At 70.7% G+C, this 9,901-nt stretch carries 10 protein-coding genes; 6 read left to right on the top strand and 4 right to left on the bottom strand.

All coding sequences use genetic code 11. The annotated features are described in order from the left end of the window. Positions 1-200 (bottom strand): hypothetical protein (locus tag ETD85_RS65255; RefSeq protein ID WP_206059513.1); only part of this gene is annotated, 200 nt, incomplete at its 3' end. Positions 201-257: 57 nt separating this feature from the next. Between ETD85_RS65255 and ETD85_RS56110 the strand changes: the two genes are divergently transcribed. Genes ETD85_RS56110 through ETD85_RS56095 form a run of 4 tightly spaced genes read left to right on the top strand, consistent with a single transcriptional unit; the run spans position 258 to position 2,890 of the window. Continuing rightward, positions 258-674, top strand: coding sequence for a roadblock/LC7 domain-containing protein (locus ETD85_RS56110; protein ID WP_138698018.1), 417 nt, complete (start codon positions 258-260; stop codon positions 672-674). After that, the gene (locus ETD85_RS56105; RefSeq protein WP_138698017.1) at positions 674-1,030 is read left to right on the top strand and encodes a DUF742 domain-containing protein; all 357 of its coding nucleotides are present in this window, start codon (positions 674-676) and stop codon (positions 1,028-1,030) included. The genes ETD85_RS56110 and ETD85_RS56105 overlap by 1 nt, the downstream gene beginning before the upstream one ends. After that, positions 1,011-1,619 (top strand): GTP-binding protein, encoded by a 609-nt coding sequence (locus tag ETD85_RS56100; protein ID WP_138698016.1) that lies wholly within the window; start codon positions 1,011-1,013, stop codon positions 1,617-1,619. Before ETD85_RS56105 ends, ETD85_RS56100 begins: the two co-directional genes overlap by 20 nt. Beyond that, positions 1,616-2,890: a cytochrome P450 gene (locus tag ETD85_RS56095; protein ID WP_240780057.1), complete on the top strand. Its 1,275-nt coding sequence runs from the start codon at positions 1,616-1,618 to the stop codon at positions 2,888-2,890. The genes ETD85_RS56100 and ETD85_RS56095 overlap by 4 nt, the downstream gene beginning before the upstream one ends. Before the next feature lie 109 nt (positions 2,891-2,999). On the opposite strand, the gene ETD85_RS56090 is transcribed toward ETD85_RS56095, so the two are convergent. The 3 genes from ETD85_RS56090 to dnaE all read right to left on the bottom strand — a co-directional run bounded on the left by ETD85_RS56090 (position 3,000) and on the right by dnaE (position 7,990). Beyond that, a complete protein-coding gene (locus ETD85_RS56090) occupies positions 3,000-4,025 on the bottom strand; it encodes a LacI family DNA-binding transcriptional regulator (RefSeq protein ID WP_138698019.1) in 1,026 nt (341 codons plus the stop codon). Between the two features lie 105 nt (positions 4,026-4,130). Then, on the bottom strand, positions 4,131-4,451 hold the full coding sequence (locus tag ETD85_RS56085) for a DUF6300 family protein (protein WP_138698015.1): 321 nt from the start codon (positions 4,449-4,451) through the stop codon (positions 4,131-4,133). Beyond that, entirely contained in the window at positions 4,448-7,990 is a 3,543-nt protein-coding gene (gene dnaE / locus ETD85_RS56080; RefSeq protein WP_138698014.1) for a DNA polymerase III subunit alpha, read from the bottom strand. Before dnaE ends, ETD85_RS56085 begins: the two co-directional genes overlap by 4 nt. Positions 7,991-8,058: 68 nt before the next feature. Here dnaE and ETD85_RS56075 point away from each other — a divergent pair, with 68 nt between their 5' ends. After that, positions 8,059-9,054: a LysR family transcriptional regulator gene (locus tag ETD85_RS56075; RefSeq protein WP_138698013.1), complete on the top strand. Its 996-nt coding sequence runs from the start codon at positions 8,059-8,061 to the stop codon at positions 9,052-9,054. Between the two features lie 114 nt (positions 9,055-9,168). Next, entirely contained in the window at positions 9,169-9,771 is a 603-nt protein-coding gene (locus ETD85_RS56070; protein ID WP_240780056.1) for a Dps family protein, read from the top strand. Positions 9,772-9,901 lie beyond the last annotated feature (130 nt).

The following is a 9,901-nucleotide window of genomic DNA, read 5'->3' as shown; positions in this document are numbered from 1 at the left end:
GCCGTCCAGCAGGCCGCCCCCCAACCTGCCGCGCCGCCGGCCCAGGAATCGGTTCCGGCCGGGGACGGGGAGCTGCACGGGCTGCCGCGGCGCCGCCGCGGGCAGACCCTGGCCGCCGCCTCGCCCGCGCAGACGCCGCCGAGACCGGCCGCCGGCCAGGAGCCCAGGGGCTCGCGGCCCCCTTCCGACTCAGCAGCCAAGTTCACCGCCTTCCACCAGGCACGCAGGGCACGACAGATTGGTGAGGACGAATCTCGATGAGAAGCGCAGATCAGCAACTCGCCTGGTTGCTCGAGAACCTCCTGGAGCGCACTCCGCAGGCCAGGCACGCGGTGGTGCTGTCGAGAGACGGCCTGCGGCTCGCGCACACCGCCGCGCTGTCCGTGGACCGCGCCGACCAGCTCGCCGCGATCGCCTCCGGGATCCAGAGCCTGTCGTACGGGGCCTCCATCGAGTTCGGCGACGGCACGGGCGGGCTGCGTCAGTCCATGACCGAGTTCCACGGCGGGTTGCTGTTCATCGTGGAGGCGGGAGAGGGCGCGCACCTCGCCGTGGTGGCCGGCGACGACGCCGATCCGGGCGTCATCGGCCACAACATGAACGAGCTGGTCGAGCAGATCGGCGAATATCTGACCGCGCCACCCCGTACGCCTCAGACGAGCAGCCGGCTCTGATGTCGCCGCGCCTGGAGGATGAGAATCCGGACCGCCTCTACATGGTGACCGGCGGGCGCAGCGACGTGACCGACGACGGTCTTGACCTGGTCACGCTGATCGTGAGCGAGTGCGAGCCCACTCCCGGGATGCAGTCCGAGCACGTCCGGATCCTGCGGTTCTGCACGAGCCCGGCGGCGGTCGTGGAGATCGCGGCCGAGCTGCGGATGCCGGTCAGCGTCGTCCGCATCCTGCTGTGCGACCTGCTCGACACGAGCCGCGTCTCTGCCCGCAATCCGCGTCCGGCGCCTGCCGAGACGACTCTGCCCGACCCCGAACTGCTGAAGCAGGTGCTCGTTGGACTCGAGAAGCTCTGAACTGGCCGCGCGGACTCCGCTGGCGAGCACAGCGGCCGCCGGGCTCAAGATCGTGATCGTCGGCGGGTTCGGCGTGGGGAAGACGACCATGGTCCGGTCGGTCAGCGAGATCCGCCCGCTGAGCACCGAGGAGACGCTGACCCGGGCAGGGGCCGAGATCGACGACGCGCGCGGCGTGGAGGCGAAGTCCACGACCACGGTCGCGTTCGACTTCGGCCGGATCAGCCTCAACGAGGAGCTCGTGCTCTACCTGTTCGGCGCGCCGGGTCAGGAGCGGTTCTGGTTCCTGTGGGACCGCCTGTTCACCGGGACGCTCGGGGCCGTCGTCCTGGTGGACACGCGCCGCCTGGCCGACTCGTGGTACGCCATCGACCGGCTCGAACACCACGGCATGCCGTTCGTCGTGGCCCACAACCGCTTCGGCGAGCCCACGCACTCCCTCGACCAGATACGGGGCGCGCTCGACCTGGCCAGTGACGTCCCGCTGATCGCGTGCGACGCGCGGCAGCGGGACTCCAGCAAGGCCGTGCTGATCAAGCTCGTCAACCACCTACATGCTTTGTCCGCTGCCCGACAGGTGACCTCATGACCGATTTCCAGGATCCCACCGACGCCACCTCGTGGTTCGCCGCCCGGCCGGGCGGGCAGGAGCAGAGCGCGTTCGAGGGCGCCTTCCCCATGTACGGCAGGGACTACCACCAGAACCCCGCCAAGGCCTTCGAGGAGATGCGACGGCACGGCCCGGTGGTGCCGGTGCTGCTCCAGGGCGAGGTGCCGGGCTGGCTGGTCCTCGGCTACCGCGAGCTGCGGTACGTGCTCAGCAATCCGAAGCTGTTCGTCCGCGACTCGCGCCACTGGAACCAGTGGAGCAACATCCCGCCCGACTGGCCCCTCATGGCGTACGTCGGCTACCAGCCGTCGATGCTGTTCGAGGTGGGCGCGGCACACGAGCGCCGCGCGGGCGCCGTGAGCGACGCGCTCGCCGCGGCCGACCAGTTCGAGCTGCGCTCTCGCTGCGAGCGGGTCACCGAAGGTCTGATCAACACGTTCATCGGCTCCGGCCGGGCCGACCTGATGGCGCAGTACGCCAACCCGATCCCGCTGCTCGTCCTCGCCTCGCTGCTCGGCCTGCCGGACGCCGACACCCGCGCGCTGGTCGGCGAGGTGGCCACGACGCTGAACGGCGGGCCGGCCGCGATGGAGGCCTACCAGCGGGTCCAGAACATCATGGCCGGGCTGCTGGAGATGAAGCGGAGCGCCCCAGGGCCCGACCTTCCCTCGCGGCTGCTCGCCCATCCCGCCGGGCTCACCGACGAGGAGCTCACCCAGGACCTGCTCCTGACCCTGACCGCGGGGCACGATCCGACGGCCACCTGGATCGGCAACACGCTCCAGCTCATGCTGACCGACGACCGGTTCGCCATGACGCTGTCGGGCGGCCGGCGCAGCATCGGCCAGGCGCTGAACGAGGTGCTGTGGAAGGAGGCGCCCGGGCAGATCAGCATCGGGCGCTGGCCGGTCATGGACACCCAGCTCGGCGGGCGCCGGATCAAGGCCGGCGACCTGCTCGTCTGCGGCCTGGCCGCGGCCAATCTCGACCCCCAGGTACGTCCCGACTTCTACGGGGGCTCCGTGGGCAATCACGCGCACATGTCGTTCGGGTACGGCGCGCACGGCTGCCCGCATCCCGCGCCGGAGCTGGCCGAGCTCATCGCGCACATCGCGGTGGAGACGCTGCTCGACCGGCTGCCCGACGTGGTGCTCGCGGTGCCGCCCGAGCTGCTGGAGTGGCGCTCGTCCATCCAGATGCGCAGCCTGGAGGCGCTGCCGGTCGAGTTCACGCCCGGCTATCCGGTCTGACGCCCCCGAGACCGGCGCCCCCGAGACCGGTGCCCCCGAGATCGACGCCCCTGAGACCGATGCCCCGAGATTTGCTGCCCTGGCCGTGCCGCTCGCCGGGGCGCGGGCCTCAGGAGCCGGTGGCGTGCAGCGCGGCCCGCACCGGCGCGCTGGAACGGCGGACGACCAGCTCCGGCCGGTGCACCAGCTCCCCGCGCGGCGCGGGCAGGCCGCGGATCTCGTCCAGCAGGCCGGCGACGGCGGCCAGGCCCATCTCGCGCACGGACTGGCGGATCGTGGTCAGCGGCGGGTCGAGGTAGGCCGTCATCGGCGTGTCGTCGAATCCCACGACCGACACGTCCTCGGGCACCCGCAGCCCGAGGCTGCGCGCTCCCCTGATCGCGCCGATGGCCATGATGTCGCTGCCGCAGCAGATGGCCGTGCAGCCCTGCTCCAGCAGCCGCTGCGCCGCCGACTGGCCGCCCTCGACCGTGTAGAGCGTGTTGGCCACCAGGTCGGAGGCGTCGGCCACGCCCGCGTAGGCGGCCATCGCCCGCTTGAACCCCTCGGTCTTGCGGATGGTGGGCACGAACCGCTCCTGGCCGACCGCGAGGCCGATGCGCCGGTGCCCGAGCGAGACCAGGTGGTTGACGGCCATGTCGAGCGCGGCGACGTCGTCGTTGGAGATGTAGTGGCCCTCGATGTCGGCGCGGTAGCCGTTGATCAGCACCATCGGCAGGCCCAGCTCGATCAGCCGGATGTAGCGGGCGCGGTCGGAGCGGGAGTCGGCGTGCAGGCCGTTGACGAAGATGATGCCGGCGACGCCGCGTTCGAGCAGCAGGGCGGTGTAGTCGTCCTCGGTGATGCCGCCGGGGGTCTGCGTGCACAGCACGGCCGTGTAGCCGGACAGCCCCAGGGCGTTCTCGATGACCTGGGCGAACGCGGGGAAGATCGGGTTGTTGAGCTCGGGCAGGATGAGGCCGATCAGCCCGGTGTGGCTGTGCCGGAGCTTGACGGGGCGCTCGTAGCCCAGCACGTCGAGCGCGGTCAGCACGGCCTGGCGGGTGTCGGCCGCCACGCCCGGCCGGCCGTTGAGCACGCGGCTCACGGTCGCCTCGCTCACGCCCGCTTGAGCGGCGACATCGGCGAGGCGCATAGTCACGCCGCTCAGCCTACCGCCCGTGCCGCTCCTGTCACGCCGCTCGGGCGGCAACCCGGCTGCAAGCTTTTGCAGGGCTTGCAGCCGGGTCCGCCCCGGCCGTCAGAGATCGCCCCGGTACCAGGCCTCGATCTCCGCTTCCAGTGCCTGCTCGTCCGGCTCTGGCGGGCGGGCCCGGTCGAGCCAGCGGCGCAGCGGTCGGGCGAGCTGGTCCAGGCTCTCGGGACGCACCTGATCGTGTGCCGCGAAGTACGCGACGATCGGGCCGGTGAGGGGATCGCCGGCGTCGCACCGGGCGCACACGACGATCTCGCTCATCCCCCTGACCGGGCCGCCCGAGGCGTTCGCCCAGGTGTGCGGCAGGCGCAGGACGGCGAGCACCTCGCCGGCGCGGCAGCGGGGGCAGGCCGGGGCGACGCTCATGAGCCGCCGATCGCGGCGGCGCCGAGCAGCGCCTTGATGTCGCCGAAGAAGGCCGGCTCCGCGGCGACGTGGAAGGGCTCCAGGTTCAGCAGCACGCTCCCCGCGCCGCGCCGGTGCAGGCACACGTGTACGGGCGCACGTCCAGGATGGGTGCTCAGGATGTGCTTGAACTCCCGCACGAGCCGGGGATTGAGCTGCGTCTCCCTGATCGAGATCACCACCGGCGACTCGGTGCCGGAGCCGGAGACGTCGAGCTGGACGATCTCCTCGCCGTACACGCTGACCGTCTCGTCGCGCACGTTGATCCGGCCGCGTACGGAGATCACCCGGTCCTCGGCCAGCTCCTCCCCGTACAGCAGGTAGGTCTTGGGGAAGATGAGGCACTCCACGGAGGCGTCATGGTCCTCCAGAGTGAGGATCGCCCACGGGCTGCCCTGCTTGGTGACCTTGCGCTGGAGGCCGGAGACGATGCCGCTCACCCGGGTCACGCCGTCCTGGCGGCCGGAGGCCAGCAGGCCCGCGATGGTGGTGTCGCGGTTGGCGCTCAGCACGTGTTCCGCCGAGTCGAGGGGGTGGCTGGAGACGTACAGGCCGAGCATCTCGCGCTCGAACGCGAGCAGGGCCGCCTTGTCCCACTCCCCCTCCGGGATCGCGATCGAGAAGACGGCGCTCTGGCCCGGCTCCCCGAACAGCGAGTCCTGGCCGTGGGCCTCGTTCCGCTTGACCTGGATGACCGCGTCCACGGCCTGCTCGTGTACCGCGACCAGGGCCGCGCGGTGGTGGCCGAGGCTGTCGAACGCGCCTGACTTGGCCAGCGACTCGATGACGCGCTTGTTGCAGACGACGGACGGGACCTTGGACAGGAAGTCGTTGAAGCCGGTGTAGGCGCCCTTGGCCGCGCGCGTGGTGACGATCGCGTCCACGACGTTCGCTCCGACATTGCGTACGGCACCCAGGCCGAAGCGGATGTCGGCGCCGACGGCGGCGAAGTCGAGCTGGCTGGCGTTGACGTCGGGCGGCAGCACCTTGATGCCCAGCCGCCGGCAGTCGGACAGGTAGACGGCCATCTTGTCCTTGTCGTCCCCGACCGAGGTGAGCAGCGCGGCCAGGTACTCGCACGGGTGGTTGGCCTTGAGGTAGGCGGTCCAGTAGGAGACCAGGCCGTAGCCGGCGGTGTGCGACTTGTTGAAGCCGTAGCCGCTGAAGGGCACGAGGACGTCCCAGACCGCCTTTATCGCCTCGTCGGAGAAGCCGCGGCCGCGCATGCCCGCCGAGAACCTGTCCCACTCGGCGTCCAGGACCTCCTTCTTCTTCTTGCCCATGGCCCGGCGCAGCATGTCGGCGGCGCCGAGTGAGTAGCCGGCCAGCTGCTGGGCGATGGCCATGACCTGCTCCTGGAAGACGACCAGGTGGTAGGTGTCGCCCAGGATCGGCTCCAGCGCCTCGGCCAGCTCGGGGTGGATGGGCTCGATCGGCTGCTTGCCGGTCTTGCGCAGCGCGTAGTTGGTGTGGGCGTTCATCTCCATCGGGCCCGGCCGGTAAAGCGCGTTCACCGCGGCGATGTCGGTGAAGTTGGTGGGCTGCATCAGCTTCAGCAGCACCCGCATGCCGCCGCTGTCGAGCTGGAAGACGCCGAGCGTGTCGCCGCGCGCCAGCAGCTCGTACGTGGTGGCGTCGTCGAGCGGGACCTCCAGGATGTCGATGTCGATGCCCTTGTTGGCGCGGACGTTCGCGATCGCGTCGCCGATGACCGTGAGGTTGCGCAGGCCCAGGAAGTCCATCTTCAGCAGGCCCATGTCCTCGGCCTGGGTGAAGGGGAAGCCGGTGATGACCGGGCCGTCCGCCTTGGGCTTGACCAGCGGGATCACGTCGATCAGCGGCTCGCTGGACAGGATCACGCCGGCCGCGTGGATGCCGGTGCCCCTGGTCAGCCCCTCGATGCCGAGCGCCGTGTCGACGACCCGTTTGACGTCGGGGTCCTGGTCGTACATCCCCCTCAGCTCGGCCGCCTCGCCGTGGCGCGGGTGCCGGGTGTCGTGGATGGCGGCCAGCGGGATCTCCTTGCCGCCCGCGGCCGCGGGGAAGGCCTTGGTGATGCGGTCGCCGAGCGCGTACGGCAGGCCGAGCACGCGGCAGGAGTCCTTGATGGCGGCCTTGGCCTTGATGGTGCCGAACGTGACGATCTGGCAGACCCGGTCGTCGCCGTACCTGCGGGTGACGTAGTCGATCATCTCGTCCCGCCGCCGGTCGTCGAAGTCGAGGTCGACGTCGGGCATGGTGACGCGCTCGGGGTTGAGGAAGCGCTCGAAGATGAGCTTGTGCTCGATGGGGTCGAGCTGGGTGATGCCCGTGCAGTAGGCGACGATGGAGCCGGTGGCCGAGCCGCGCCCCGGGCCCAGCCCGATGCCGCTCCGGCGGGCGTGCCGGCAGATGTCGGCGACCACGAGGAAGTAGCCGGGGAAGCCCATGGCGTCGATGACCGACAGCTCGTAGTCGATGCGGTCGAGCACCTCCTGCGACGGGTGCTCGCCGTAGCGCTCCCGCGCTCCGTCCAGGGCCTCCTTGCGCAGCCAGCTCGACTCGCTCTCGCCCTCCGGCACGGGGAAGCGCGGCGTCAGATCGCGGTGGGCGAACACCTCTCCGTAGTCGCCGATCCGCTCGGCGATCAGCAGCGTGTTGTCGCAGGCGCCCGGCACCTCGTCGTCCCACAGCGCGCGCATCGCCTCGGCGGTCTTGACGTAGTAGCCGCTGCCGCTGAAGCGGAAGCGGGCCTCGTCGGCGAGCCGTTTGCCGGTGCCGACGCACAGCAGGGCGTCGTGCGCCCCGGCCTGGTCCTCGGTGACGTAGTGGGAGTCGTTGGTGGCCAGGGGCGGCAGGCCGAGCCGCCGGCCCAGGCGCAGGAGGTCTTCACGGACCCGGCGCTCGATGGCCAGGCCGTGGTCCATCAGCTCCAGGTAGTAGTTGTCCGCGCCGAAGAGGTCGCGGTAGCGGGCGGCGGCCTCGACGGCCTGGTCGTACTGGCCGAGTCGCAGCCTGGTCTGCACCTCGCCTGAGGGGCATCCGGTCGTGGCGATGACGCCCTGGCCGTGCTCGGCGAACAGCTCATCATCCATACGCGGATATTTCTGGACATGGCCTTCGAGCCAGGCGCGCGTCTGCAGCCGGAACAGGTTACGCAGGCCCTGGGCGTCGGCCGCCCACATCGTCATGTGCGTGTACAGGCCGCGCCCGGACACGTCGCCGCCCTCGCCGGTGTCGTCGTCGGACCGGCGCAGCGCCAGGTTGTCGCTGTAGTAGACCGCCTGCCGGTGGCGCCGGGAGGCCGGGGCGACGTAGCTCTCGATGCCGATGATCGGCTTGACGCCTGCCTTGCGGGCCGACTGGTAGAACTCGTACGCGCCGTGCACGTTGCCGTGGTCGCTCATCGCCACGGCGGGCATCCCCAGCCGGGACACCTCGTTCATCAGCAGGCCGACCTTGGCGGCGCCGTCCAGCATGCTGTACTCGGTGTGCACGTGCAGGTGTACGAAGGATTTCACCGGCGACCACGCCTCCTGGTTGTAGTGTCTGACGCGACGCGGAGCATTCGACCCGAGAGAAGGCCTGGTTGTCCAACAATCGACACGCCGACTCGGCACAACCAACAGTTGTCGAAGGGGCCGTACCTGCGGACTTCGATCTGGGCGCGGTGCGCGCCTTCGTCGCCATCACCGAGGAGCGCTATTTCAGCGAGGCCGCCGTCCGGCTCGGCATCAGCCAGCAGGCCATCTCCAAGCGGATCGCGAAGCTGGAGGCCGACCTGGGCCTGCGGCTGTTCTTCCGCTCGCGCAACGGGGCCGGGCTGACCGAGGACGGCCGGGCGTTCCTGCCGCACGCGCGCGCCCTGACCGGCATCGCCGACCAGGCGCTCGAGGCTCTGCGCGGGCGGCGGCGCGCGCTCCGGGTGGACGTGCTGGACACCCGGCTGGCCTCCATCGATCTGATCCGCGCGTTCCACCAGGCCGTCGAGGGGGCGGACATCGACATCGTCACCTCCGACGGCTTCAGGACGGCCCGCGTCTCCCTCGCCCACGGGCTGGTCGACGCGGCGTTCGGCCGGATCAGCGGCACGCTGGAGGAAGACCTGGGCGCCCTGCCCGCCTACCTCGAACCGCTGCACCTGCTGGTCGCCGCCGGCCACCCGCTCGCTGGCCGGTCGCGCCTGCGGATGGCGGAGCTGTCCGGCACCACCGCGTGGATGCCCGGCAACACCGAGGGCAGCGAGTGGGCCGAGTTCTACCGCTTCCTGGGCGCGGAGTTCGGCATCACGATGGACACCTCGGGGCCCGACTTCGGCTACGAGCACTTCGTCCAGGAGATCGCGGCGAACCGGCGGGTGAGCTTCATCGGCGAGAGCACCCGGGTGCCCTGGCATCCGGACACCGTCCGGCTCCCGCTCGTCGATCCCGTACCGGTCTATCCGTGGTGGCTGCTGCGCCACCAGCAGAATCCGCACCCGACGCTGGGCCTGCTCGCCGCGCACGTCACGGACGCCTGCCCGCCGTACGACCCGCGCCGCCAGTGGCTGCCCGAGCCGGACCGCGCCGCCTTCCCGCGCCCGTGACCTGGCTTACGGACGTTTGACCGGCTTTTGTGGGGACTCGCAGAGACTCTTGGCGCGGCGCAGGGGAGGTTCATGGGGACCGTTCCCGTTCGCCCGCATCCCAAGGAGTCACGCGTGCCCATCAGACGCTCGACCAAGGCAACCCGGCCCAAGGCGGACAGCCAGCCCTGGCTGCACGTCAACGGCATCGAGATCCAGGAGTTCGGCTCCGTGCGGATGTTCCCGCTCGGGCTCACCCGTGACGCGCGCATGTACTCCTGCCAGCGGCTCAACCAGATCCTGGCGGACACGCAGATCCTCTACAGCCTCTACAAGAAGCACCACTGGCTGATGCGCGGGCCGACCTTCTACCAGCTGCACCTGCTGCTGGACAAGCACGCGGACGAGCAGCTGGAGCTGGTGGACAAGATCGCCGAACGGGTCCAGACCCTCGGCGGCGTCGCGATCGGCGACCCGAGGCACGTGGCCGAGATCACCGTGATCCCGCGCCCGCCGAACGGCGCCGAGGAGGTGCCGGCCATGCTGTCGCGCCTGATCGAGGCGCACGAGACCATCCTCATCGCCAGCCACGACGCGGCCGCCCGCGCGCAGGAGATGGGTGACGACGGCACCAACGACCTGCTGGTCTCCGACGTCATCCGGACCGGCGAGCTGCAGACCTGGTTCCTGATCGAGCACCTGGTGGACACGCCGCTCATCGAGCGACCGGAATCCTGACCGGCCGGCGCTGAGGGCCAGCCGGGGGCGCGGCCCGACGGCTTGGTCGGCTCACCCTGACGGTCAGCCGGGGCCGGGCGCGGCCCGACGGCTTGTGGGCCCGCGCTGACGATCAGCCGGGGCCGGGGGT

It is taken from the genome of Nonomuraea zeae (genome assembly GCF_005889725.1).
GTDB classification, from domain to species: Bacteria; Actinomycetota; Actinomycetes; order Streptosporangiales; family Streptosporangiaceae; genus Nonomuraea; species Nonomuraea zeae.
Note: the sequence above shows the minus strand (reverse complement) of the source record. Positions and strands in the feature narration are given on the sequence as shown.